Source organism: Pedobacter sp. ASV12 (assembly GCF_016429155.1).
Taxonomy (GTDB): Bacteria; Bacteroidota; Bacteroidia; order Sphingobacteriales; family Sphingobacteriaceae; genus Pedobacter.
On sequence record NZ_JAELUC010000002.1, the window covers coordinates 103,589 to 128,257 of the forward strand.

Sequence of the window (24,669 nt, forward strand, 5' to 3'; positions counted from 1 at the left end):
ACTTTTATTAGAAAAACAGAAAAGCCCCGAAATTTTCGGGGCTTTTTGTTTTATTTCGACATCAAATAGTCGTCCAGATTTTCCATTCCTGCGGTAAAGCCTTCTTTAAAGCTCATACCGATAATGGTGTTCATGTCTTCCTCCTTGTCGAAGGTGATTTCGATGTAAACCTGGGTTTCGTTGCCTTCGGCCTTGAAGTTCTTGTCCCAGTGCATGATTGGAAATTCAAGGTTAGGTGTACCGTTTTCGTCGCAAAAGCCTGCCGAACTGTTGATGTGGCTTTCTGGGTTTACGATATGGTAATCTACCTTGCACCAATGGCGCTCGCCTTCGGGGCCCACCATGCAATAGAGCCAGTGGCCACCGCTCTTGCAATCCATGGTTTTGGTTTCAGCCTTAAAAGGTTTAGGCGCCCACCATTGGTCCAGGATTTCACTGTCTGTCCAGGCTCTCCATACGGTAGAGAGGTCGGCACCGAACGACCTCGTTACGGTTATTTTCTTGTTTTGTGGTTCTTTCGAAAAGATAGCTTCTCTCTTTGTCATGATTTTTTAGGTTCTAAATTTTCCAATAAGTTGTCCAATTGTTCGAAACGAGTTTCCCAAAGTTTGCGGAACTGCTCCATCCACAGGTCAACCTCTTTCATTTGCTTCGGGTTGAAGTGATAATAGATTTCGCGGCCATTTTGCTTTTGTTTAATAAGCTGGCACTCGTTTAATATTTTGATGTGCTTGGATATGGCCTGACGGGTACTGTCGAAATTTTCGGCAATGGCATTGGGCGTCATGGCTTGTAGGGCGAGCAATCCGATAATGGCGCGGCGGGTAGGGTCGGCAATGGCCTGGAATACGTCTCTTCTCATAAAAATAATAATTTGCAACCGTTCAGTTGCAAATATAAGCGAAACCAATCGGTTGCGCAAATGTTTTTTGAAAAAATGTAAATAGCTTTAGCTATCGTGATAGTGAGGAGACTTTTAAGACTTTGAGTATTGCCCAAATTCTTCAAGCCATTGCTTAAAATAACGGGTAATTTCTTCGTGAATATTTTCCTTATTTATTCCATCGACATACCACTGAACATCACTATATTGAAGATCGCTCATTGCCCAATAAAGGAGGAAGAACTGCTGTAATCTTTTATCATGATTAAGATCTTCATATAAGTCATTTAAAATATCTAATACTTTTTTATACTTTATTTTGCCTTTTAGCGCTTCAAGTATGAGGTAAGAAGAATACCCATAAGCGATTTGATGCTTATCGTTATAATCTAAAGCTAATTCTTGTAAAACCTTATCCGTTAACGTTCTCATCTCAAACTGATTAAAGGGGGCGCTTTCGCCTGCAAGAATGATTAAGTGCTCTGTATCAAATCCCGACATCAGCATTTCAATAGCCCATTGAACCCACTCTTCATTGATAGAATGGTTAAGGCTTTTATAGGTAAGAATTGCATAAGTTGATTTTGGAAAATTTGAAGGGAGAGGTATTGACATAAAGCATTTCTTAATCAACTAATATAATAAATATCTCTATGAGTTATTTGGGTTTTCTTCTTCACTTGCTTCTGTAATTAGTTACTGCAAATCGTCATTTTTAATGCCCCTTTTGTTCTTCTTGATTTCGCTTTGCAATTTGCCAAAACGATAGTTTAGGCTTAATCCAAAATTCCGATAATAGTTGCGGGTATGGCTAAGCTGGCTAAATCCTGGACCACTTAATTCATCGTTTATATCCCTGAATTTGGAAAAAGGGTTGCTTACAGAAATGCCAATGTTCAATTTGCTCTGCAACAGATCCTTGCTTAAGCTGAAAGAATTGCCTACATAACCATTGGTACTGCTTTGTGCACCAGAAACCCCGCCAGAGTCCATGGTAAAATCGGCCCCTGCACGCCAGCCTTGGTTAAAACGATACCCGCTCGAAATATTAGCGTAGGCCATAGCGCCACTACCGTTTAGCAAGGCCTGATCTATGGTTGCAGAAAAATCAACATAGCGCAGGTCGGCGTTTAGGCTAATGTTCCATTGCTTGGTTAACGGATAGTTGAGATAGATATTAATCTTATAAATGCCACCCGTAAAGTTGTTTTCGTAAGTAGTTAAGGTAAGGTTGCGGCTGGCATCGAAGATAGAAATCTGACCAATTACGTTATTAAAGAAGATATGGCCAAGGGCAATATTAAAGGTCCATTTTTTAGAGCGTAGGTAGCTTAACTGTAGCAGGTCGCTGGTGGTTGGTCGTAGGCTAGGGTTGCCCATTCTTTCGAAATCTGGATTGGAGCGGTCGATAAAAGGATTCAATTGATAAATAGAAGGGCGTTGGATGCGCTTACTGTAGCTGAAGCTCAGGCTGCTAAATTCGCTTAATTTTCTGCTGATGGCGGCATTTGGCATGGCATTCCAATAATTTTGTACCACCTGTTGGCTTCCTGTATTGAAATTGGCATCGATAATGGTTTTTTCTAACCTAATTCCAGCTCTGAATTGCCATTTTCCCACATTATAACCGTAAGAATTATAAAAGGCATAAACTTTTTGTCCATTTGCAAAGCTATCTGATTTCGAAGGGTCTAAAACGAAACTCGTGCCGTTGTAACCTAAATAATTGAAATCGCTGCTGTTATTTCTGAAAATACCTTTCAAACCGGTTTCCATTAGTAATTTTCCAAATGGCTGTACATAATCTACCTGTACGGTTTGTTCTGTTAAGCCTTCGTTATTGCTTTGCCTAAAAGCGGGCATATTGTAGTTAATAAGCTGCTCGAAATCTTGATCGGTGTTCAAATGGCCTTCGTTGCGCAGGTAACGATAAGAAAAAGTGAGGAGCTGATTCTTGTTTTTGGCAAAGCCCAACTGATAATTTAAGCTTGCATCGATACCATTGCCATTGCGTTGGTTCTGATTGATCAGGCCGTATTGCTGAATGAGGTTGTTGCTGGCGAAAAATTGGCTCAATTGATTTCCGGAGCCATTAAGCCGATTGCCATTCCAATTAAACTGCCCTGAAAGCAAATGAAGACTATCCAATTCGTAGCTCAACTCAATGCCCGAATAGGCCGTGTTGTTTGTCGATTTGCGGTTGCTCTCCTGTACTAGGTAACTTTTTGTGCTTTGTCTGTTAGTTGTTGCAAAGGTATTAGGCTGATTGAACCTGCTGGCGCCTGCTAGCGCAGTAAGCCCAAGCTTGCCATATTTTAAGCTGAATGTGCCTCCCGTTCCAGGGCCACCAATGGGTGCTTTTCCGTTCAGGTTTAACGAACCTTGGTAGCCATCAAAAGCCTGTTTAACAGTAATAATATTGATAATACCGGCCAAGCCCTCACCATCGTATTTGGCAGATGGATTAGTCATCACTTCGATGCTTTTAATGGTAGAAGCAGGGATGCTTCGCAAAATATCCTTCGGATTTCTTTCTACCAGTCCCGAAGGTTTGCCATTGATAAACACGCGATAGCTCGAACTGCCTTTTAACTGGATGTTTTCATCGGCATCAACCGTAATGAAAGGTATTTTGCGCATCATTTCTAATACACTGCTTACCTTGCTTTGCGGATCGGCCTGTAAATCGTAGCTGATTTTGTCGGCATCTTGCTTAACCAAAGGTTTCTGCCCAGTGATATTCACAGTACGCAAATTTTTGGCTTCTCCGATCATGTATATGGTATTAAGCTCATGTAAAGGCGATTGCTCGCTTAAGCTTACGCTCATCTTTTTGCTTTTATAGCCCATGCCCTGAATGCGGAGGTTGTAATTGCCTGCCTTTAATTCGCTAAAGCTAAAAGAGCCATCAGCCTTGCTTAAGCTGGTTTGCAAAAGACTATCGGCAGCATTGAGTAATCCAATAGTTAGAAATTCTAAGGGTGCTTTGCTGGCAGAATCAATTAACACACCACGAATGCGCATTGCTTTGTTCTGGGCAAAAGATGAATTGGAGAAGGCAAATAGCGAAATAAATAAGACGATGACGAATTTGATAGCTGGCGTTTTCATGTTGCTTTTGTTGATCTGAAACAAAAATTCAATTTGATGCTTAGCCGTAGAAAAATAAATGACGAACTGAGGGTTTGAACTGATGGAATGCGATTTATCCCTGTCGAGATTTTTCATCAGCCAAAAACTGAGTTTCATCAGCAATTTGAGCATTTCGGACAGCAATTATTTAAGGAACAAAAAAAATTGTCCACCTTTAACTGATCGAAGCCATATGGATACAAGCAATACCCAACAGAAAAAAGGCAAAACACCGCGAAAGTGGGGCAACCGCTTGTTGTTCTACTTTACCGTTATGGCTGTGGTGCCCGTGTATTGGGCTTCGCTTTTCTATATCAAGTTGGTATCGGGCAATAATGCCGAAGAGCTTGGTTTTGCAGTAACTGTTGCTTTCTTCTTGTTTTTGTATTTGGGTTGGTACCTGGCCGATTCTTGGCAATTGAAGAGCGAACGTTTGCTTAAAAAGGCAATTACAGCCTTAGGTTTGGTCGTAGTGGCTTGTTTTGTAGGGCTTTTTATTCATGCCGATATCCAGTTGCCACACCTGCCAGCCGTTAACCTGCTGTTGTTTTGGGCACTTTTTATTTTGCTGAGTTCGGCCTTGGGCGCCTGGCTTAAATTCCTGGTTAAACGCTTCAATTTGCGCATAGATCAAGCCAATGCCTTGGCTACGCAGAGCAAGAGCGAACTGCAGTTGTTGCAATCGCAATTGAGTCCCCATTTCTTGTTCAATACGCTCAATAACATGTATGGGCTTTCTATTAGCGATCATGAGAAAATCCCGGACTTGTTGTTAAAACTGTCAGAATTGTTGCGTTATTCGGTTTACGAAGCCAAAGAACTGTTGGTTCCGTTAAAGAGCGAGCTGGCCTATATTCACAATTATATCGATTTCGAAAAGATCAGGATTGGCAATCGCTTGTCGTTGACCTGTAATTTAGAGCAGGTGGGCACAGAGCACATCAAGATAGCCCCCATGTTGTTGATCGTATTCATTGAAAATGCTTTTAAGCACTCCAAAAATACAGCGCAGAAATCAATAGTGATCGATATAACGCTGAAAACCTGGGAAGACTGGATTTTGTTTTCCATCAGAAACAGTTTTGATGAGCACGAAGAAAAAACGAAGAACCTGAGTAGCGGCTTGGGACTAAGCAATACATACCAAAGGCTAAAGGTGCTTTACCCCAACCAATACGAATTGAAAATCAGCAAAGACGAAGGCATGTACAACGTAAGCCTCCAATTAAAAATGAAATAGATGAACACCATCAAATGTTTGATTGTTGACGATGAACCTATTGCCAGGCAGATTATTGAAGGCTATGCCAAGCAATACCCTCTGCTCGAGGTAGTGGCTTCGTGCGAGGACGCCATGGAGGCGCGCATCCAATTGCAAAAACAGCCTATCGATTTGATCTTTCTCGACATCAATATGCCGGTAATTGATGGCATTGGTTTTTTGAAAACGCTAAAAAAAGCGCCACAGGTGATCTTTACCACGGCCTACAAGGAATATGCGGTTGATGCCTTCGAACTTTCGGCCAGCGATTACCTGCTTAAACCCTTTTCTTTCGAACGTTTTTTAATGGCGGTGGATAAAGTAGCCGAAAAGCTGGCGCCAGCTACAACACCCACGCCTGTAGTCGAAACAATTCCTGTCGACGACTTTATGTTCATTAAAAGCGATAACAAAATTTTTAAGGTAGCTTTTGATGATATCCTTTACCTCGAGGCTTTTGGCAACTATACCAAGGTATTTTTGAGCGATAAGCAACTGATGCCAACAGCCACACTCACCAGCTTGGAAGAAGTCTTGCCTAAAAACCGTTTCATCCGGGTGCACCGCTCTTTCATCATTAACAAAAATCACATCAGCCATATTGAAGGCAATCGGGTTTTTATCCGCAATCAGGAAGTGCCCATTTCGGCTAATTTTAGAGAAGGCTTTTTAAGGGTTTGTGGGTTGTAAATTCACGATAAATTTTAACAAGTTTTCTTGCCAGATTGAAAATTATCCTTTTCCTAAATCCGTTCCATTTTAGTAATTTCGGGGCTTAAATACCGAAACATGAACCATTGGCTAGTCAAATCAGAACCTTTTAAATACAGTTGGGAAAAATTTAACCAAGACGGACGCACCTTTTGGGATGGCGTGCGCAATTTTCAGGCCCGCAACAACCTCAGGGCCATGAAAGAAGGCGATTTGGTGCTTTTTTACCACAGCAACGAAGGCAAAAATGTAGTTGGTATTGCCAAGGTGGTCAAAGAAGCCTATCAAGATCCAACCACCAGCGATCCGAATTGGGTAGTGGTTGATTTGGCGCCTGTACAAAGCCTGGCCAAACCAGTGAGCCTCGAGCAGATCAAAGCCGAAGAAAGCCTGAAAGACATTTCCTTGGTCCGTCAGGGCCGTTTGTCGGTGATGCCCCTAAAAGCAACAGAGTTCGATAAGATTCTGGAAATGGGAAGTTAAGGTGAGTTTACGGTTGTAAGTTGTGGGTTGTCAAAAATAAAGATAAAAGAGCAAAGATAAATATTGTCATCCTGAGCCTGTCGAAGGACAGAAGGGGAATGTCTTATTGTGAGTTAGCTAAAGGATAAAGGAGCAAGGATTAATTAGCTAATAAGCTAATAATGCGTCACCCTGAATTTATTTTACTTCGTAGCTTTCCGCTCCGCTACAGGTCAGGGTCTCTCTAGTTAAAATACTGAAACAAGTTCAGCATGACGATACTTATTACCTAAAACTTATTCCTTACTACTTAAAACTTAAAACTTTCCACTTTTAACTTTCAACCTTCGACTTTCCACTTTTAACCTTCAGCCCCCAACTTCCTCTTGCTCGCCAATAAACCAATGCTCATGATCAAACTGGTGCCCAATACCACTACAAACAAGAAAGAAGTGCCAATTTCGGGCAGTTGCATGCTGGGAGGCAGATTATAGTACAACAAGATGCTGATCAGGCCACGTGGCGTAACAAAGCCTTCGGGCATTACATTCTCCCGCCTGAAGAGCAAGAGGTACACAAACCTGATGACGTAAATGCTCAGCAAAATCAGAAAGCCATTAACCAGTACATTTTGGTTGTTCAGGTCGTAAATGTTAATGGTAAAGCCGAAAATCACAAAGAAGAAGGTGCGTATAATAAAGGCACTCTCGGCCGAAAGCTGGTGTAGCTGAGACAGATCTTTGGCCAGGTTTTCGTACAAAAACACCGTTCTGAACCAGGCATGCCTAATGGTATCGGCGTTGTTTAAAAAGAGGCCAAAAGCCAAGATCAGCACCAGCGACGAAAGGTGGTGCGATTGCCCAATGGCATAAACCAAGATGAGGATGGAAATGATCAGGAAGAACTTGATGTGATGGGAAATCTTGCCCATCAGGTAAAGTAAAAATATACAGGCAATGACCGAAAATACAATGACTATAGCCATGTCAAGGCCCAGCGCGGCAAAAGAACTGGCCGAAACATGCGGATTTGAAATGGCAAAATTGAAAATGATAATGCCCAAAATATCTGAGAAAGAGCTCTCGTAAACGATAAATTCCTTGCTCTTTTTGCCCAATCCGGCAACAGAGGGGATGGCAATGGCCGAGCTGATGACGCTAAAAGGCACTGCATTAACGAGACAGAGGTAAAGCTCCCTGCCCGTTACCTGATAAATGATAAAGGTAATGCAGGCAATGGTGGCCAAAAGAATAAAGAAGGCCGAAAAAAAGGCGCCTTTGATAATTTTGTTTTTCTGCTGGTCGTACTTAAGGTCAAGAGAACCCTCAAAAACAATCAATATCAATCCCACGGTACCCAAAGTAGGCAGGATGCGCAAAAAATTGAAGGTTTGCAGGTGCAGGTTGTCTACCAGCAGGCGTAGGCCAATGCCCAGCAACAGGAGCAATAAAACCGAAGGCAACTTGGTTTTGCTGGCCACCAAATCAAACAGATAGGAAAAGATTACCAATCCGCTTAAAATAATCAAAGTAGTGTAGGTCGTCATGCCGTTTTCGTTGTTAAGCCGACCAAATGGTCAGGATTTATTCCTTAAAAAATAGGGCCTTGAGTTCGCTAGCGTCGTTGGGTTCCATTTTGCCACCCAAGATTAAACGCAATTGCCTACGGCGCAAGGCCCCGTTAAACAACTCGATTTCTTCATTGGTTTCTGGCTTCAACTCGGGCACAGGGATGGTTCTGCCACTTTGATCAACCGCTACGAAAGTATAATAAGCTTCGTTCGACTTCGCTCTGCTGCCAGAAGGGATGTTTTCTGCCCAAACGTCTAAACGTACTTCAACCGAAGTGTTAAACGAACGGGTAACCTTGGCTTCGATGGTAATGACATCGCCCAGTTTAATGGCCTGTTTAAAGGAAACATTGTCAACCGAGGCCGTAACTACAATCCTGTTGCAGTGCTTTTGTGCCGAAATAGCCGCTGCGATATCCATCCAATGCAACAAACGTCCCCCCATTAAGTTGTTCAGGGTGTTGGTGTCGTTGGGCAATACCAGCTCGTTCATGATCGTGAACGAATCTTTAGGGCTTTTAGCTTTTATACTCATAATGGCTGCAAAAGTAGATAAAAAAGATGGGTTTTGTTGTACTTTTTGGCAAAAGCCATCCGTATGGTCACGGTAAAGAATGGCAAAATGCTTGTTTGCCAAGGCTTAAATTGCTAAAATAGCAGTTCGTTTAAAACATAAATTGCACTTTCCTGTTACCCTTATTTAGCCTTTAAAAATATGCAGAACCCAACGCTTATCCAGTATTTCCACTGGTACTACAATGAAGCCGATAATTTGTGGACAAAAGTAAAAAAAGAGGCTGAAAACTTGGCCGCAATGGGCATTACCGGGCTTTGGCTCCCGCCGGCCTATAAAGGCACAAATGGTACCTTTTCTATCGGCTACGATACCTACGATCTGTTCGATTTGGGCGAGTTTGACCAAAAGAACAGCATCGCCACCAAATACGGAACCAAGGAAGAATACCAACAAGCCATTGAGGCTTTGCACCAGCAGGGCCTGCAGGCCATTGCCGATACCATCTTTAACCATAAAGCCGGTGGTGACGAGCTTGAGAAGGTGAGCGTAAGACGGGTAAACGAAGAAAACAGAAACGAATTTACATCTGACGTGTTCGAAATCGAGGCTTGGACCCGGTTTACCTTTCCGGGGCGCAAAGGCCAATATTCTGAATTTGTTTGGGACCATCAATGCTTTAGTGGCGTAGATTGGGCAGAAGACCTGAAGGAGTCGGGGATTTTTATGATCGAAAATGGCTATGGCGAAGGCTGGGAGAAAGTGCCCTCCAACGAACTGGGCAATTATGATTACCTGATGTTCGACGATATTGATTTTAGAAACCCTGCTGTACGCGAAGAGCTTAAATATTGGGGCAAATGGTATTATGAAAACACCAAGGTAGATGGTTTCCGGCTGGATGCCGTTAAACACATTTCGCCCGAATTTCTGATCGAGTGGATGGACGAAATGGAGCAAGAATGTGGTCGGAACTTCTACTTTGTAGCCGAGAACTGGGATATCCAAAATGTTGGCGACCTCGATCAGTACCTCGAAATTACCGGTGGCCGTACACAGCTGTTCGATTCGTTGCTGCACCACAACCTTTACCTGGCTTCTATCGAAGGTCAGGATTACGATATGAGCCGTATTTTTGATAATACCTTGGTGGGCAGCAGGCCCGAACTGGCCGTTACTTTTGTGGATAACCACGATTCGCAACCCATGCAGGCACTGGAATCCTTTGTCGACTATTGGTTCCGGCCGTTGGCTTATGCGCTCATTTTGCTGCGCATACAAGGTACGCCATGTGTGTTCTTTACCGATATTTATGGTGCCAGCTACGAAGACAAGGCGCAACAGGTTGATTTGGCTACGGTTGCCGAACTGCCTGTTTTACTAAAAATCAGGCGCGATTTGGCCTATGGCGAACAACAGGATTACCTTAACCATGCCAATTGCATCGGCTGGACCCGAACCGGCGATGCCGAACACGAAAACTCTGGCTTGGCCGTGCTCATGTGCAACGGCGACGAAGGCTTTAAGGAAATGCAACTAGGCAAGGCTTTTGCAGGTCGGGTTTTTGTAGATGCCTTGGGCAAAAGACAGGAGGAGATTACAATTGACGATGATGGAAATGCTACTTTTCTGTGCAATGCAGGCAGCGTAAGCGTTTGGGTGCCTAAAGAGGCCATGGCCTGAGCCATCAGCAACAAATGGTATCTGCAGGTTTTGGAGCTTCGGTTTGGTCTTGCTTTTTTTGTTGGTTCTTGATTTCGATGGAATTGTTTTTTTCTTTAATTGCGAGCCATACAATGCCGGTACCAATCAAAGCGGTAATTACGACGATCCAGGTAAACGAGTTCAAGATCCTTTTGGTGAATTTATAGCCCCCTCCCGGTATATATGGACTTTTCTTGTGCGCTTTATTGTAAGCATCGATGTCGAATTCGAAAGGTGCTATGCCTAAAAAGGTGCGTTCGTTATGATATTCTTCGCGGTAGATTACATACTTGGAGTTGCTCTGGTCTATTTTCTTTCGGGTGGCCCTTGTAAAATGCAGGACGATACAAATAATCAAGAGGCTGATGATGCCTGAACAGATCAGGTAAGAGCTTGGGTTCACTTTGGTGCTGAGCGTAATAAAGCTTCCTATTAAGCCTCCAAAAATGATGATGGTGGTTTGTAAGATGGTTTTGAGTACGCCAATGGCATCTTGTGCATGTGCAATTTCGGCATCCTGATTGGCGCGCATAACATCAAATGCCTCACGCTTATGGGCAATGTGGATATCTATGGCCTTATCGTTTGAGACAGGTTGAAGGATGTCTGTAGATTCTTTCTTTGTGGGCATGGACTTTAAGCGCTGAAGATTGCACCTAAAATAACAGAATAGCCTTAGATTTGACAGTCTGCAAATGCTCTATTTTTTGACATTGGAGATATTGGCAAAGCCAATCAGTTCATCCCAACGGCCACCTGGCTTGCGATAATAAGCCAGTATCTGATAGGTATTGCCAGTTTCGAAAAAAGAGCCCTCAAAAACGGTATCATCAAATTTGCCATTGCCGTCAACCCAAACATATTTGAAGTCGTAAACACCTTGCTTTACCTTGATGTTGCCATAAAAGCGCTTGCGGCTGATATCGTAATTGAGCCTGCTATCTTCGTTGAGGGCATAATTGTTAAACCGGCCCACTACATAAGCACTGCCTTTGGCGCTTGGCGGGACTGCGCTTAGGGTAAAAAGCACATTGGCATAATCGCTATCGGTAATGTTATCACGACCGTCTTGGTTGCGTACAAAAAAATCGCCGTTTTCGTCAAATTGATTGCTGTATCGGGCAGTGCCGGTGGCCTGGTCTGCAAAAAGGATCACATTGATAGCAGTGTCTCGGTAAATATCCTGCACGTGCTCGGCTTTGTACCGGAAGCTCCTGATGTCAAATTTGCGGAACTCGTTGCCTGCCCAAAACTCGTTGGTGCCCAGTTCGTTGTAGGTGAGGGTTCCAGGTTTTACAAAGGCAGGTTTGGCATTTACCACGGCGGTTTGCGGAATGCCATTTTGCATCACCACAGCCTTTACCTGCAGATAAGGGTTTTGGATAGCCATTTGATGAAAAATGCTAAAGCTTACCCGCTGTTTGCTGTTGCGAAATTCTACCTGGCTGCTTGGCAACAGCTCGGCACCAATATTGGCTAAATTGTCTACAACGTAAAAGCGCTGGGTAATGATTACGTTTTCTGGCCTATTGCTCTCATAAACCTTAAGCAGGTAATTGCCGCTTATTTTAGGCTTGACTTGCTCGTTGGGCAACGAAATTTGGTAATGCGTAAATTTCTGCAGCGTATTAAAGGAATAGCGGTAACCAAAAATGATATCCTCCTTAAACGATTCTACGTAATCGAGCTGGTTGAGGTTAGATGGCTTCCAATCGTAGGTGCAATGTTCTATGCTATAGCTGTAGTTTTTGTTGCCGCCCCGCAGGTCGTCAAAGCCAAAAGTGAGTGTTTCGCCGGTACGCAGCGTAATAACCGGAAACGACTGTTCTTTTTTGCTGTTGTAGCATTCAACGGTTTTGATGAAAGGCTGATAGATTTTATTGTCGTAAACCACGCTGGCATTTTGGGCAAAAGCGCATGTACATAAAACGGTGATAAAAGCTATCAAGCCTAATTTCTTCATCAAGTTATATTAAGATTCGAGTTCCATGATTTCGGCGGCCAGTTCTTCCCAGGCTTTTTGGGCATGGTCTAAAAGAGCCTTTTCGGCCAGGTAATGCTTATTCGCTTCGTCCAGTTTATGCTGGTTGGAAAATATCTCTTCCTTGGCCAGTTCGGCTTCCGCTGCCTTTACGCTTATTTCGAAAGCCGCAATTTCCTCCTCGGTTCTGCGGAGCTTTTCGTTCAGCTTTTTCAGTTGCTGCTGGGCGTTGGCAGGAGCGGGTTCGGCCACTTTGGGTTTCTTTTCCTCGCCCGTTGGCTTAACCGGAATAGGTTTTGGCGCCGGAATAACGCGCTTGCTGTTCCACTCTTCGTATTCGGCGTAAGTGCCTGGATATTCCTTGATTTTTTCTTCTTCGATGAACCAGATTTTGTTGGCCACATGGTCTAAAAAATACCTATCGTGCGATACGGCAATGAAAGTGCCTTCGTACTGTTGCAGGGCCTGAATGAGGATGTTGACCGACTGGATGTCCAAGTGGTTGGTAGGCTCATCCAAAATTAGGAAATTCGAATCTGTGGTTAGCGACTTGGCCAAGGCTACCCTCGATTTTTCGCCTCCTGAGAGCACCCTGATTTTTTTGAATACATCATCGCCGGTGAACAGGAAGCAACCTAGGATTGAACGCAACTCGGTATCAGTATGTTTTGGTGCAAAAGCCTGCAGTTCTTCTAGGATGGTATTGTCCAGGTGCAACGATTCCAATTGGTGCTGCGCAAAAAAGGTCGTGGTTACATTATGGCCGGTTTCGCAAGAACCTTCAAATTTCTCGGTGCCGGCAATCATGCGCAACAAGGTCGATTTACCTTTGCCGTTGGCGCCGATGAGGGCAATTTTATCGCCTTTTTCGATGACGGCATCGGCATGTTCCAAAATATCGATGTTTGGATAGCTTTTAGAGGCATTTTCGATGCGTACCACGTGTCGGCCCGAGGGTTTGGTGAATTTAAAGCTGAAGTTTACCGTTGGGTTGTCGTCGTCAACATCTTCCACCCGCTCCATTTTGTCGAGGGCTTTCATCCTCGATTGAGCCATTTTGGCCTTGCTGGCCTTGGCCTTAAAGCGTTCGATCAAACGTTCTTCCTGTTTGATTTTGGCTTGCTGGTTTTTAAACTCGCCTCTTTGTATCTCGCTGCGCAACGCTTTTTCTTCCAGATAGAAAGAATAGTTGCCCGCATAAACAGTCAGCTTGCCTTTGCGCGATTCGACGGTTTTGTTGACGATTTTGTCCAAGAAATACCTGTCGTGCGAAACAATGACAATGGCGCCTTCAAAACCGCCCAAATAGTTTTCGAGCCACTTGATAGAAGGCAAGTCCATGTGGTTGGTCGGCTCATCCAGCAAGAGGATGTCGGGCGTTTGCAACAGGATTTTGGCCAGCATCACGCGCATGCGCCAACCTCCAGAAAAGGTATTCAAAGGGCGTTGCTGATCTGACGTGCTGAACCCCAAACCCGCTAAAATCTCATTGGCGCGGTATTCGATGTTATAGCCGTCGAGCGCTTCGAATTCTTGTTGCTTATCGCTCAGTTTATTTAAAACCTCCTCGCTGTAATCCGTTTCGATTTTTTTGAGGAGTTCTTCAATCTCGTCGTGCAGCTGGTTTTGGCGCTCAAAAGCTTCCATAGCCACGTGCAGAATGCTGTGATGCGAATCGTACGACAATAAGTCTTGGTTCAGATAGCCAATCTTGATGTCTTTCGCCATCGAAATGCTGCCCGAAGAAGGCGTATATTCGCCCACAATAAGTTTAAGCAAGGTAGATTTGCCGGTTCCGTTTGCACCAATCAATCCCACACGGTCGCCTGGCTTAATGTGCCAATCGGCTTCGTCATATAAGGCCCTAGAGCCAATTAAAAAAGTTAAATCGTTTATAGAAATCATTTCGGCGCAAAAATACAAATTAAATTGGCTAATTCCTGATTGCTTTGGCGGTTAAAATTGCTTTGATAGTTAAATTGTTAGCGCAGCAAACTCATCGCCAACCACAATTCGCTCTAGGTACTGTGCAATACGCATCACATCCTCATGCAAAAATTTGGAATTTAAAAAAATGTTCCTACCTTTGTACTGTAATAAAAATAATTACAGAATGAACAACGGAAGATTCTCCATCGCACTGCATATCCTGGTTTTGCTGGACAAGGCCCAGGGCGAATTGGTATCGTCTGAATGGTTGGCGGGAAGCATCAACATCAATCCGGCCATGGTACGCAAAGAACTGATCAGTTTGCGCCAGCACGGTTTTGTGCAAAGCAAGGAAGGCAAAAACGGGGGAACAACTTTGGCTAAAAAGGCAAGTGAAATTAGCTTAGGGGCCATTTACGAAAGCGTTAGGCAGCTGTCGCTGCTGGGGCACCAGAAAAATACGCCTAATCCGCAATGTCCGGTAGGCAAAAATATCAACGCCCATTTAGACGGCCTGTACAACGATACCGAACGCGTATTGATTGATCAGCTGAACAAGCAAAGCCTGGCCGATTTTAGTGCCAAGTTCGGCTGATATTTTTTTAATTAAAACTGTAACAAAATTATTTACAATATAAAAATCAAAAACAATGAAAGTAGCAGTAATCGGGGCCACGGGTTTTGTTGGCCAAAACTTAACAGCAGAATTGGCCAATCGTGGCCACCAGGTCATCGCCATTGCGCGTAATGTAGCTTCTGTGGCCCAAAATGAACACGTAACGGCAAAAACCGCCGATGTAAGCGATGTTGAATCTTTGGCCGGAGCCCTGAAGGGTGCCGATGTTGTGGTAAGCGCATTTAATGCAGGATGGACCAACCCAAATTTGTATGCCGATTTTATCAAGGGATCTGAGGCTATACAAGCCGCCGTAAAGCTGGCCGGTGTATCCCGTTTAATCGTTATTGGTGGCGCCGGAAGTTTGTTTATTGATGGGCACCAATTGGTAGATGGCCCTGATTTTCCGGCCGAATACAAAGCTGGCGCAACAGCTGCCAGGGATTATTTGAACGTCCTTAAAAACGAACAGGAAATCAATTGGACCTTTTTTAGTCCGGCCATAGAGATGCATCCGGGCATTGATACCGGCCGTACCGGCAATTATCGGTTGGGTTTAGAAAATCCAGTGTTTAATGCCGAGGGCAGAAGCATACTTTCTGTACAGGATTTAGCGGTTGTTATTGCCGATGAGGTAGCGAGCAACCAGCATGCCAGGCAAAGGTTTACCGCTGCTTATTAAAAATAGAAAAGCCAGCTTCTTGAGGTACGAAGCTGGCTTTTTAAAGTTTTTTTGGCTTTAACTAAAAGTAGATGCACTGCGAATCGTCTTCAGAATAGCCATCCTTGCCTGCGCAATAGCTAGCCCAATTGCTGGGCGCGCAATCAGGTACGTTAATCGGGTCGCCAATCAAGGCTACGTACCTGGTACGACAGTACATCACCGCCTGGTCGCCGCCAATGTGGCCAACGGTTTCGCCATCTCCACCCGTTACGTTTTTCATTTCAGCTTTGCTGAGCAAATTTGCTTTTTTCATATTGAGGATCTTTTGTTTAGGTGGTTGCAAGGGTATGCGCCATTGCTCGCTGTTGAACATAAACCAATTGTTCCTAAGTAAAATCTAACTTATCCAAATGTTCTTTCATTTCAAAGCAGCGGAAATGGTTGTAAAAAAATAGAGCATTTTGCCGATTTGCACAGATTTTTTTTTTCTTCAATAAAAGACAACAAAATCGTTCTTATCTTCGTTGCATGTATCGGCTAGTCAAACCTGTATTTTTTAAGTTCGACCCAGAAAATGTCCACTATTTTGTGGTAAAGCGTCTCAAATGGTTCCACGATTATTTTCCGTTGGGCAAAACCATTCTGCGCAGCAGTTTTGATATCCATCTAAAAGGGCTGGAACGCGAGGTTTTTGGCCTCAAATTCAAAAACCCGGTAGGTTTGGCTGCGGGTTTCGACAAAAATGGCGAATATGTAGAGGCCTTGAGCAATTTGGGCTTTGGTTTTATAGAGGTCGGAACCGTTACGCCATTGCCTCAGCCGGGCAACGACAAGCCCCGGATGTTCAGGCTGGAAGAAGACGAAGCCTTGATTAACCGCATGGGCTTCAACAACAAAGGAGTCGACGTCATGGCCGAACGTCTGCGTTTGCTCAAACAAAAAGAACCTCACATTATTGTAGGTGGCAATATTGGCAAAAACAAGAGTACGCCAAACGAAGAGGCCACCAGCGATTACATCAAATGCTTTGATCGTTTGTTTGATGTGGTTGATTATTTTGTGGTGAACGTAAGTTCGCCCAATACGCCCGGATTAAGGGCCCTGCAAGAAAAGGAGCCGTTGAAAGAATTGCTCCATACCTTGCAGCAACGCAACCGCAAAAACGATATTTCGAGGCCAATCCTCCTTAAAATAGCTCCCGATTTAACCAACGAACAATTGGACGATATTGTGGAAATTGTGAAAGAAACGGGCATTGCAGGCGTAATTGCAACCAACACCACAATTGACAGGAACGGCTTATATACCGAAGAAAAGCTGAAAAGCGAAACCGGTGGTTTGAGCGGCAAGCCTTTAGCCAAAAGGTCTACCGAGGTTATCCGTTACCTTTCCGAAAAATCGAATAAGTCGTTCCCTATTATTGGGGTAGGAGGCATCCACTCGCCGGCCGACGCCCAGGAAAAAATAGAGGCAGGCGCTTCTTTGGTGCAGCTGTATACGGGCTTTATTTACGAAGGACCGGGGCTGATCAAGCGAATCTGCAAGGCTTTGGCTTAATTGGCTGCGTTACTTAAACTTTTATTTCACCAGTTAGCCCAAATCAGCCTGTTTCCCATCAACTGATTTTTTTGCTCAACTAGGCAATGGTAAGCTTAGGCGACTATTTGTTGATTTTCTGGATCGCCTTTTCAACGCGCAGGCGCTTGCTGTCTTTTTCAATTTCAGGCAAACGTGCAGTTAGCGTACTGAGGAAAGTGCTTTTGTTTTGCTGGTTGATAATGGGCAAGGCGTTTTCGGCGTACATGGGCAACTGGTTGGTAGGGCATTTCATTAGCCTTTCGTTGAGCAGGGCAAAAGCGTCGTCGGCATAAGTAGGCACGGCGCAAAGCTTGATTAAAATGCCTACACAGTTATCGTTGGTAATGACCGAGCCTTTGTCGGCACAGGCAATGATTTTAGGCAGCGCCTGATAAACCGCTTTTAGATTTTCATTGGCCACGGCATTTAAGGCGGTCATGGCACCCCATTGCAGGCGGTTGTTTTTATGGTCGAGCAGGGCCAGCAAAGCCTCGATATGCGGCGCAACGAGTTTAGGACTGAGTTTGCCGATCTCGTCCAGGGTTTTGATGCAGTCGCTCTGGATATCCTTGTTTTTGTGGTGGAGGTTTTCTGCCAGTATCGCCACGGCCTTTTCATCGCCATTGGCTACAAGCTGTTGGGCCAATTCCTGATTAGGAACTTCGTCTCTTCTGCCTAAAGAGGAGGCTAGTTGTTCGATGATTGACATGTTTGGTTAAGCGGTTTGGTTTATTGGTTGTTTTTGGGTTTTGCTTCAGGCATCCATCGGCCATTCGCTTTGGCTATATCAATTGTTTTTTGCCCATGTTCGGTCATCAGGCCCTCGTTGGCAAGCCTAGCCACACGTTCGCGGTTAGCTTGGCTCCAGTTGCTTTTAGGTTTGCGGGGCGAAAACCTTTGGTAAAAGCTTTCTGCGTTTCTTTTGTTGGTTAAAGAGTCAATCCATCCAAAACACAAGGCTTCCTCAACCGATTCGACATAGCTTACGCTTGGCGTTTTGCTTTTTTTATGGTAGAGGATCAGGCATACTGCCACTGCCGACTGATTGTTTTGTGCCAGCCAATTGCGCCATTCCTGCCGGGTTTGGGCGTAAAAAGTAGCCACGCCTCTATTGGTTTCTGCTGTGTTTTCCATTTGATTTTGATGAAATCGTCGAGCAAAAATAAAGGTGCTGCTGACAGCCTTATGGCAGACCTATTTTGTATTCGAGAAAAAGAATAGTGATTTGCTATTCCGGCTCATCTTCAAGCCCAATCATCCAGTTAATGCCGAACTTATCGGTTAGCATACCAAAATAGGCGCTCCAAAAGGTCTTGCTCATCGGCATGGTTGCCTGTCCGCCAGCAACTAGTGCATTGTACAAACGGTCGGCCTTGGCTTGGCTGTCGGTACTGATCGAGATGGAGAAGTTGTTGCCCTGGGTAAAATTTGGCGACCATACATCGTCGGTATCGCTGCCCAAAAGAAAGGTTTCTTTGCTGATGGGCAGGGAAACATGCATTACTTTTTCGCCTGCTTCGGCCGACATCGGTGGCATGCCTTCTTGAGGCGGCATATCCTTAAAAAAGCCGATAAATTGAAACTCGCCGCCAAAAACCGATTGGTAAAACTCGAAGGCGGCTTTGCAGTTTCCTTTAAAAGTGAGGTAGACGTTTACTGTTGTCATTTTTTTTAGTTTGGTAGGTTAAGATAAGAAACTTTGGTTTCAAATGAATGAATTTCGCCTCTTGAAACAAAAGACTTATACTTTGTGCTGTTTGAGCTGAAAAACATTGCCTTCGGGATCCTCGCCGTCGCAAAACAACCAATCACTTTGTTCGAAATGCTTTACTTCGCGCATGGCCACATTTTGGTGGAGTAGCTGCTGCCTGAGTTCGTAGATATCTGTATCGGTTTCGAAAACAATTTTGGTGTTGTTGTCGAATTGGAAAGGAGGTGCGTTCTTGTCCAGATAGGCATCGCCAATTTGATGGAGCCCGATCTGGCAGGCGCCGGCTTTGAGCAATAGCCATGTTGACGGAAATTCTTCTAGTACTTCGAGCCCTAATACATCTACGTAAAAAGGCTTGAGCTTGGCTACATCCTGCGCAAAAATAATGATGGTGTTGAGGTTCAGTTTCATTGGGAGATTTTTTTGAGCCATGCCTTGGCTTGCTGTGCATTGGTAAAGCTTTTCATCGGTATGGGAGGTTTTTGAAGGCTGAACAAAATATTCATGATAAATTTAGAAAGCCCTGGTTGGGCCACCATGGCCATGGCCGAATAGATCTCGGGTAGCTTGGTGGCAGAAAACCTTCTGGTTTCGGCATCCGGAACTGGCGAGCTTTTAAGGTAGATCAGCAAAGGAACAGGCGTATTGTTGGTCAGTTGCTTAACCAGGTCTACATTGGCTGCTATTAGCGGTACGGTTCGTTTAATGGACTTGGACATTGAAACCAAAATCCCATCTTCGAACCAGTAATCTGCAATTTCGCCTTTGGTTATGGCTTTGTTTGTTGGGTAATTTTCCATTGTTATGAGGTGATGGCTTGTTGTTTGCCCTATTCAATAGCCTAAAGTTAAGCTTAATTTTTAAAGAGGGTGTCCCAATCTAGCAATCGGCACCCTTGAATTAGATGCTGTTTAAAACACAAAGCGCACCCATATCTTATCGGTGCGCTCTGGGCTTTGGGGCTGAGGTCATCTGTGCGGAAACTTATCGCCCACCAAGTTAAGCTGTATGCCGTGCTCGAGGTAGGCCTTGGCGCCGTCTAATACCGTGGTAAAGCCTCCAGTATTGTCCATGACAGCCTTAATCAGTTCATCGGTATCCAGGTTAAAGCCGTAGCTTTTGATTTCTACATAAGTGCTGTCGGCGCTTACTGCCGTAAACTCATAATCGACGTTGGTGGCCGGTTGGCCCCATTGCGTTGCTATTTTCTTATCGACAATGATTTCTTTTACCGAAACCTCGTTGCTTACGTTGTACATTTCCCATTCCCAGGTAACGGTTTTGCCTTCTTCCAGCTTGCCCGACGATTTGGTGAACCAGAACTTGGTGGTAATGGCGGGATCAATAAATGCCTCAAGAACCTCTCTTGCGGGTTTTCTGATTAGCATTTGCGCGATGATAACTACTTTTTCCATGGCTGATCAAATTAGTTTTGTTCAGGTTCAAGATAACCTTTTAGTGCAGTGTATAAGAAATAGGTCCAGCCTTCCACAAAATTTTTGCTGGCAAAATCAGGTCCGTTTTCGGCTAGGGTTTCCAAACCGGCGTGCGTAATTCGCAACAAGGTTTTTTCGCCTTGCTCAAAAAGCTCCCAACTGACTACAGAGTTGCCAGGATAATTATCGTAACGCCAGCTATAGGCTATTTTTTGGCCTTCTTCTACTTCGGTTACTTCGCACAGGTGCAGGTATTGCGGGCCTTCTTCTGGTCCGCCCATAAAATCGAACTTAAAGCCAACTTTGGGTTGGAAGTCTTTAAGCTGGAAATACCAGTTTCTCATTTCGTTTACATCGGTAATAGCCTGCCATACTCTTGCAATTGGTGCGGCAAAGGTTCTTTCTACAATAACGGGTTTGTTGCTCATGGTTGGTTTTGTTTAGGGTAAATACTAGGGTTTTTGATTGAGGTGTTTTTCCAAGTCGTCCAACTTGTTGTTCCAGAACGTTTGGTAGCGGGCTATCCAATTGGCTACTTCTTGCAGCTTTTCGAATTTCATTTCGCAAAACCTTTCGCGGCCATCCTGCCTGATGTTAAGCAGGCCGCATTCGTTCAATATTTTGATGTGCTGCGAAATGGCTGGCCTGCTCACCTCGAAATGATCGGCAATGGCGTTTAGGTTTAACGATTGAAAAGCAATTAGGTTTATAATTTCTCTTCTTGTGGGGTCGGCAATGGCCTGAAAAACATCTCTTCTCATAATTATGTAAGTGTTTGCTTACAAATATATGTGTAAGTATTTGCTTACGCAAATTTATTTTAAGATAAGATGAAAGGCGGAAGGGGATTTGCAAAAAAAAAGCATCCTAGAGTGATCTAGAATGCTTCAAATCTTTTTAAAAAGAAAACTGACTAAGCTTTAGCTTCTAATTGAGCCAAGATAGCGTTGTTTTTAGCCAATTGGTCTTTTGTAGATTGCTTAGAACGGCTTCCTAACTCTAAGTTAGTCGCTAACTTTAGGTTTTTCACCTCTAAACGAGAAACAGTTTTATTGTATCTGTCTTTTCTTTTTAATCTTGTTACTGCCATGGTAATGCGCTTTATTTCTTTTAATTATTTTAATCTTGAGGTCGAGAGCGGATTCGAACCGCTGTACAAGGTTTTGCAGACCTCTGCCTAGCCACTCGGCCACTCGACCCTTAAAAATTCAAGGTTGCAAAGTTAATAATTAAAAATTAGGGTTCAAAGCAAATTGAATTTAATTTTTTATTCTGTTGGTTAAAATCCAAAAGAAAGTTTGGCAGCTGTTTAGCCACGTTTGATTTCGGAGCAAAAAATAGCGGCGCTTACCGCTACATTTAGCGATTCTGCCTCGCCAATGCGCGGAATGGTAACCGGGATGGTTATTTTTTCCAACAATGCCTGGCTAATGCCATGCCCTTCGTTGCCCAATAAAATCAGCCCTTCGCTGCCCCAGCTGGTTTGGTAAATATTTTGTCCATCAAGCAGGGCGCCAAAAACCGGTAGCTTGGCGCTTGCCAAAAAAGGATCGAGCGGGGTATAGATTACGTTGACCCTGCACAGCGAGCCCATGGTCGACTGTACGGTTTTGGGGTTGTAGGCCTCAACGGTATTTTCAGAGCAGATCACGTTTTTGATGCCGAACCAATCGGCGGTGCGAATAATGGTGCCGAAGTTTCCGGGATCCTGGATGTCGTCTAAAACCAGCGAAAACTGGCCTTTTAAAGAGGCCATATCAACTTCCTGTTTGGCGGGCATATCAACCAGTGCCAAAACGCCCTGCGGATTTTGCAAGGTACTAATCTTCTCCAGTTCAGCGTTGTTTACCTCAAATAACTTTATATTTGCGAGATTTTTGGGCAATTGGGAAAAGTAGGCGGGCGTATAATAAATGCTGTGGATTTGGTAGCTTGAGTTTATGAATTCTGTGATAGATTTTATACCTTCAATCATAAAAATTCCGCTTTCTTTGCGGTACTTCTTCTGATGTAGCGATTTTATAAAACTGATTTGAGATTTTGAAAGCATACAAATACAACTCTAGACAACAGGTACAAATTACTGCAATATTACTATTTATTTTGGTGTTTGTGGCAGGATGCTCTTCAACAAAGTACATCGAAGACTATCAGTCGATCGTTAAAAAAGTTGAAATAGATAGTGTGGGCAAGGCTTTCGAAGAGCAGGCGTATAACTATGTGCAAAAAGACATCAGGCCTGCGGGCGGCTTGGGCATCAATGTAGCCATCTACAACATGTTCAACACCAAGAACGGCAAATACAAAACCAGCAACATCAAGCCTTTGGGCTCGCCACCGCCTATTTTAGACAGTACTTTGGTAGAAATTTCGCGTACGCAGATCGAAAAGTACCTGAAGAGCAAGGGTTTTTTTAAGGCAAAGGTCAAATCGCAGATCGACATCAAAAACAAAAAGGCCAGCCTCAAATTTATCGCCGAACCAGGCCCAGCCTTTATGGTGAACAAGCTGAGCTATCAAATTCCGGATACGTCCGTAAAAAAACTGTATTTTTCGCATAAAGTGCTGTTTACGCACCTGCGCGAAGGCATGCAATATGATGAAGATTCGCTGGTTTACGAACGGGAGCAGATCTATCAGGTGATGCGCCAAAACGGGTACTTCGATTTTGTGAGGCCTTATGTGCGCTATGAACCTGATTCGGGCCTGAACTCGAGCAAGGTAAACATTAAGCTGATCATTGACAATCCGATAGACAGCCTTGTCAAGAAACACAAGATCTATACCATTGGCGAAACCAATATCATCATCGCCCCTAATTCGGATGGTTTCACCGATTTGGATAAGCTGGGCGATTCGCTCAAAGTAAAAAGGACCATCCGTGGCATTAAATTTACCGATTTGTCCAAGCGGTTTAGGCGCAACCCCATTGTGCGCTACGATTTTTTAAGGGAGGGCGAAATTTTCGACGTCAGCAAGGAACAGCTCACCTACGACCGGCTTTATCAGCTCAACGTCTTCAAAAACGTGAAAATAGATTATACCAAGGCCAAAGATAGCAGCAACAAAGTAGAGCCGGTATTGTTGTTAACGCCACAAAAACGACGTAGCAACAGGATAGAAGGCGAGATTCCTTTTAATGGCGGTACGGTTGGCTTTAACCTGAGCAATACCTATACCGACAACAACTTTCTGAAGGGCGCAGAGCGTTTCCAGTTTCAGATTAAAGGCGGTTTGCAATCAAGGACGAATGGGGGCAAGTCGATTTTTTCGGATATCTACCAGCGCGATTTTTCGGTAAGTGCCAGTTTGAGCGTACCCCGATTGATGGTGCCTTTTGGTATTCCGATGATGGGCAAAAACGGGATGCCTTATACCACTATTTCGACCAGTTACCTGTATGCCTTGCAAAAAGACGTTGCGGTAAGGCGGATTTTTATCAATTCCATTTCTTACGATTGGGTAGAAACCAAGTCGAAGCTCCACTCGTTAACGCCGCTCAACTTTGAATATCGTTTTGGTAACGTACTGATCGATACCAATAGTTCGAACCCCAATGCCCAGGTGAACAAAAAACTGTTGGCCAATAATTTTTACAACATCTTTTTGCTGGGCAGGAAGGATTTCACGCTTGGTGTAAAATACACCTATTCGCTTAATGCAGATAAGCTGCTGAGCAATAGGTCGTTTGTGTATTTCAGAGGTGGCATAGATATGGCAGGCAACCTCTTGCAATTGGCCACCAGGGCCTTGGGTAATAAACACGACCCTGCCAAAGGCGATTTCGGTACAGTATTGGGCCTGCCGTTTAATCAGTATGTCCGTCCTGAAATTGATGTGCGCTGGTACAAAAATATTGGGGTAGACAAGCAGTTTGTAGCCAGGATCAATGCAGGCGTTGGCTATGCGTATGGCAACTCTACATCTATTCCTTTCGAAAAAATGTTTTATGCCGGCGGTTCGAGCGGCATCAGGGCTTGGCAAGCCAGAACACTGGGGCCGGGTAACTACAATAGGGCTATTTTGCAAACGCCAGAGCTCAGGAGCGCGCTTTTTGGTTTAGACCAGTTGGGCGAAATGCGCATTGAGAGCAATTTCGAATACAGAACCATGCTGACCAACAAGTTTTTTGGTGGCAAGCTTAAGGGAGCTGTGTTTGTAGATATGGGTAATATCTGGAACCTTACCGACGACGAACTGCAGTCGGGGGCCAAATTTAAGCTAAAGGATTTCGGAAAGCAGCTTGCCATTGGTACGGGCGTAGGCTTAAGGTACGATGTGCAGTTCTTTGTATTCAGGTTCGACCTGGGCCTCAAAGTAAAAGATCCGCAGTTTGAAGGCAGCGAACAATGGGTAATCGGGAAATTCCTAAGAGGTGGCGGCGATTTCAAAGCCCAATACAACATTGCACATAGCCCAGACCGCTACCGCTTTATGCAATACAATTTCGGTATTGGCATGCCGTTTTAATGGGCATTGGTTGACTAGTTCATTGGGCTGGAACTGCCAACTGTAAA

The 24,669-nt window shown here is 44.2% G+C and carries 28 protein-coding genes and 1 tRNA gene; 8 read left to right on the forward strand and 21 right to left on the reverse strand.

The annotated features are described in order from the left end of the window. Positions 1 to 50: 50 nt before the first annotated feature. The 4 genes from JHD69_RS01405 to JHD69_RS01420 form a co-directional block, all read right to left on the reverse strand. The gene (locus tag JHD69_RS01405; protein ID WP_199136577.1) at positions 51 to 545 is read right to left on the reverse strand and encodes an SRPBCC family protein; all 495 of its coding nucleotides are present in this window, start codon (positions 543 to 545) and stop codon (positions 51 to 53) included. Next, positions 542 to 862, reverse strand: coding sequence for an ArsR/SmtB family transcription factor (locus JHD69_RS01410; protein WP_199136579.1), 321 nt, complete (start codon positions 860 to 862; stop codon positions 542 to 544). Before JHD69_RS01410 ends, JHD69_RS01405 begins: the two co-directional genes overlap by 4 nt. Positions 863 to 976: 114 nt before the next feature. After that, positions 977 to 1,498 (reverse strand): hypothetical protein, encoded by a 522-nt coding sequence (locus tag JHD69_RS01415; protein WP_199136581.1) that lies wholly within the window; start codon positions 1,496 to 1,498, stop codon positions 977 to 979. Positions 1,499 to 1,579: 81 nt separating this feature from the next. Further along, positions 1,580 to 4,147, reverse strand: a complete 2,568-nt coding sequence (locus JHD69_RS01420) for an outer membrane beta-barrel family protein (protein WP_199136583.1) — start codon at positions 4,145 to 4,147, stop codon at positions 1,580 to 1,582. Between the two features lie 61 nt (positions 4,148 to 4,208). Here JHD69_RS01420 and JHD69_RS01425 point away from each other — a divergent pair, with 61 nt between their 5' ends. From JHD69_RS01425 to JHD69_RS01435, 3 genes are all read left to right on the forward strand, one after another. Continuing rightward, complete coding sequence (locus JHD69_RS01425) at positions 4,209 to 5,255, forward strand: sensor histidine kinase (protein ID WP_199136585.1); 1,047 nt, start codon at positions 4,209 to 4,211, stop codon at positions 5,253 to 5,255. Then, a complete protein-coding gene (locus JHD69_RS01430) occupies positions 5,256 to 5,966 on the forward strand; it encodes a LytR/AlgR family response regulator transcription factor (protein ID WP_199136587.1) in 711 nt (236 codons plus the stop codon). It abuts the gene before it with no gap. A gap of 99 nt (positions 5,967 to 6,065) precedes the next feature. After that, the gene (locus tag JHD69_RS01435) at positions 6,066 to 6,470 is read left to right on the forward strand and encodes an EVE domain-containing protein (protein ID WP_199136589.1); all 405 of its coding nucleotides are present in this window, start codon (positions 6,066 to 6,068) and stop codon (positions 6,468 to 6,470) included. A 340-nt stretch (positions 6,471 to 6,810) separates the two neighbouring features. Here JHD69_RS01435 and JHD69_RS01440 read toward each other — a convergent pair whose 3' ends face one another. Continuing rightward, entirely contained in the window at positions 6,811 to 7,995 is a 1,185-nt protein-coding gene (locus JHD69_RS01440) for a cation:proton antiporter (protein WP_199136591.1), read from the reverse strand. A 37-nt stretch (positions 7,996 to 8,032) separates the two neighbouring features. Continuing rightward, positions 8,033 to 8,554 carry an acyl-CoA thioesterase gene (locus JHD69_RS01445; RefSeq protein ID WP_199136593.1) on the reverse strand — a complete coding sequence of 174 codons (522 nt, stop codon included), beginning with the start codon at positions 8,552 to 8,554 and terminating at the stop codon, positions 8,033 to 8,035. 180 nt (positions 8,555 to 8,734) lie between these two features. Here JHD69_RS01445 and JHD69_RS01450 point away from each other — a divergent pair, with 180 nt between their 5' ends. Then, positions 8,735 to 10,216 (forward strand): alpha-amylase, encoded by a 1,482-nt coding sequence (locus tag JHD69_RS01450; RefSeq protein WP_199136595.1) that lies wholly within the window; start codon positions 8,735 to 8,737, stop codon positions 10,214 to 10,216. A 4-nt stretch (positions 10,217 to 10,220) separates the two neighbouring features. On the opposite strand, the gene JHD69_RS01455 is transcribed toward JHD69_RS01450, so the two are convergent. The 3 genes from JHD69_RS01455 to JHD69_RS01465 all read right to left on the reverse strand — a co-directional run bounded on the left by JHD69_RS01455 (position 10,221) and on the right by JHD69_RS01465 (position 14,123). Then, positions 10,221 to 10,868: a hypothetical protein gene (locus JHD69_RS01455; RefSeq protein WP_199136597.1), complete on the reverse strand. Its 648-nt coding sequence runs from the start codon at positions 10,866 to 10,868 to the stop codon at positions 10,221 to 10,223. Positions 10,869 to 10,937: 69 nt separating this feature from the next. Next, positions 10,938 to 12,200: a DUF5103 domain-containing protein gene (locus tag JHD69_RS01460; RefSeq protein ID WP_199136599.1), complete on the reverse strand. Its 1,263-nt coding sequence runs from the start codon at positions 12,198 to 12,200 to the stop codon at positions 10,938 to 10,940. A gap of 9 nt (positions 12,201 to 12,209) precedes the next feature. Then, a complete protein-coding gene (locus tag JHD69_RS01465; RefSeq protein WP_199136601.1) occupies positions 12,210 to 14,123 on the reverse strand; it encodes an ABC-F family ATP-binding cassette domain-containing protein in 1,914 nt (637 codons plus the stop codon). Between the two features lie 208 nt (positions 14,124 to 14,331). On the opposite strand from JHD69_RS01465, the gene JHD69_RS01470 reads away from it, so the two are divergent. Together JHD69_RS01470 and JHD69_RS01475 are read left to right on the forward strand one after the other, a co-directional pair. After that, entirely contained in the window at positions 14,332 to 14,742 is a 411-nt protein-coding gene (locus JHD69_RS01470) for an Rrf2 family transcriptional regulator (protein ID WP_199136603.1), read from the forward strand. A gap of 55 nt (positions 14,743 to 14,797) precedes the next feature. Continuing rightward, positions 14,798 to 15,445 (forward strand): NAD(P)-dependent oxidoreductase, encoded by a 648-nt coding sequence (locus tag JHD69_RS01475; RefSeq protein WP_199136605.1) that lies wholly within the window; start codon positions 14,798 to 14,800, stop codon positions 15,443 to 15,445. 61 nt (positions 15,446 to 15,506) lie between these two features. Here JHD69_RS01475 and JHD69_RS01480 read toward each other — a convergent pair whose 3' ends face one another. Then, positions 15,507 to 15,740: a hypothetical protein gene (locus JHD69_RS01480; protein ID WP_199136607.1), complete on the reverse strand. Its 234-nt coding sequence runs from the start codon at positions 15,738 to 15,740 to the stop codon at positions 15,507 to 15,509. A 215-nt stretch (positions 15,741 to 15,955) separates the two neighbouring features. Between JHD69_RS01480 and JHD69_RS01485 the strand changes: the two genes are divergently transcribed. Next, the gene (locus JHD69_RS01485) at positions 15,956 to 16,984 is read left to right on the forward strand and encodes a quinone-dependent dihydroorotate dehydrogenase (RefSeq protein ID WP_199136609.1); all 1,029 of its coding nucleotides are present in this window, start codon (positions 15,956 to 15,958) and stop codon (positions 16,982 to 16,984) included. 103 nt (positions 16,985 to 17,087) lie between these two features. Here the strand turns inward: JHD69_RS01485 and JHD69_RS01490 are convergent, their stop codons facing one another. The 11 genes from JHD69_RS01490 to JHD69_RS01540 form a co-directional block, all read right to left on the reverse strand. After that, a complete protein-coding gene (locus tag JHD69_RS01490) occupies positions 17,088 to 17,714 on the reverse strand; it encodes a hypothetical protein (RefSeq protein WP_199136611.1) in 627 nt (208 codons plus the stop codon). A gap of 20 nt (positions 17,715 to 17,734) precedes the next feature. Next, positions 17,735 to 18,139, reverse strand: coding sequence for a YdeI/OmpD-associated family protein (locus tag JHD69_RS01495; RefSeq protein WP_199136613.1), 405 nt, complete (start codon positions 18,137 to 18,139; stop codon positions 17,735 to 17,737). Between the two features lie 94 nt (positions 18,140 to 18,233). Further along, a complete protein-coding gene (locus tag JHD69_RS01500; protein ID WP_199136615.1) occupies positions 18,234 to 18,671 on the reverse strand; it encodes a VOC family protein in 438 nt (145 codons plus the stop codon). Positions 18,672 to 18,746: 75 nt separating this feature from the next. Next, a complete protein-coding gene (locus JHD69_RS01505; RefSeq protein ID WP_199136617.1) occupies positions 18,747 to 19,127 on the reverse strand; it encodes a VOC family protein in 381 nt (126 codons plus the stop codon). Then, positions 19,124 to 19,516, reverse strand: coding sequence for an STAS/SEC14 domain-containing protein (locus JHD69_RS01510; RefSeq protein ID WP_199136619.1), 393 nt, complete (start codon positions 19,514 to 19,516; stop codon positions 19,124 to 19,126). The genes JHD69_RS01505 and JHD69_RS01510 overlap by 4 nt, the downstream gene beginning before the upstream one ends. A 168-nt stretch (positions 19,517 to 19,684) precedes the next feature. Beyond that, positions 19,685 to 20,131, reverse strand: coding sequence for an SRPBCC family protein (locus JHD69_RS01515; RefSeq protein ID WP_199136621.1), 447 nt, complete (start codon positions 20,129 to 20,131; stop codon positions 19,685 to 19,687). A gap of 11 nt (positions 20,132 to 20,142) precedes the next feature. Next, positions 20,143 to 20,580: an SRPBCC family protein gene (locus JHD69_RS01520; RefSeq protein ID WP_199136623.1), complete on the reverse strand. Its 438-nt coding sequence runs from the start codon at positions 20,578 to 20,580 to the stop codon at positions 20,143 to 20,145. Positions 20,581 to 20,604: 24 nt separating this feature from the next. Beyond that, positions 20,605 to 20,913 (reverse strand): ArsR/SmtB family transcription factor, encoded by a 309-nt coding sequence (locus tag JHD69_RS01525; RefSeq protein WP_199136625.1) that lies wholly within the window; start codon positions 20,911 to 20,913, stop codon positions 20,605 to 20,607. 152 nt (positions 20,914 to 21,065) lie between these two features. Continuing rightward, positions 21,066 to 21,242, reverse strand: a complete 177-nt coding sequence (locus JHD69_RS01530) for a spore protein (RefSeq protein ID WP_199136627.1) — start codon at positions 21,240 to 21,242, stop codon at positions 21,066 to 21,068. A 38-nt stretch (positions 21,243 to 21,280) separates the two neighbouring features. Then, positions 21,281 to 21,351, reverse strand: a tRNA-Cys gene (locus JHD69_RS01535). A gap of 110 nt (positions 21,352 to 21,461) precedes the next feature. Beyond that, positions 21,462 to 22,202 carry a TrmH family RNA methyltransferase gene (locus tag JHD69_RS01540; RefSeq protein WP_199136629.1) on the reverse strand — a complete coding sequence of 247 codons (741 nt, stop codon included), beginning with the start codon at positions 22,200 to 22,202 and terminating at the stop codon, positions 21,462 to 21,464. On the opposite strand from JHD69_RS01540, the gene tamL reads away from it, so the two are divergent. Beyond that, complete coding sequence (tamL, locus tag JHD69_RS01545; protein ID WP_199136631.1) at positions 22,193 to 24,622, forward strand: translocation and assembly module lipoprotein TamL; 2,430 nt, start codon at positions 22,193 to 22,195, stop codon at positions 24,620 to 24,622. The genes JHD69_RS01540 and tamL overlap by 10 nt on opposite strands. Positions 24,623 to 24,669 lie beyond the last annotated feature (47 nt).